Raw genomic sequence first — 269 nt, 5'->3', positions numbered from 1 at the left:
ATTTTGTGTGCGTTTACATCCTCTAGCTACTGTAGGTTCAAGCGTGATTGTCACCGATCGGCCAACAATCACCTATCTGTGAAACTCAGGTGAAGCTTGTGATGCGCACCGCATAAAGCTACACCCACTGTAGGTAATGTGGGGAGCGGAAATGCTGACGATTGGGACTCTGGCGAAGAAGACCGGAACAAAAGTGCAGACCATCCGGTATTACGAGCAGATCGGACTTATGCCTGAGCCCGGCAGGACCGAGGGGGGCCAACGACGCT

Annotated in this window: 1 protein-coding gene; it reads left to right on the top strand. The window is 52.8% G+C overall.

Features of this window, described 5'->3' with window-relative positions; genetic code table 11:
* Positions 1–151: 151 nt before the first annotated feature.
* Positions 152–269, top strand: a 118-nt coding sequence (locus tag A3764_RS01930; RefSeq protein WP_150122053.1) for a MerR family DNA-binding transcriptional regulator, incomplete at its 3' end; no start/stop codon positions are given.

The organism is Sulfitobacter sp. HI0129 (genome assembly GCF_001635395.1).
Lineage (GTDB): Bacteria > Pseudomonadota > Alphaproteobacteria > Rhodobacterales > Rhodobacteraceae > Sulfitobacter.
Note: the sequence above shows the minus strand (reverse complement) of the source record. Positions and strands in the feature narration are given on the sequence as shown.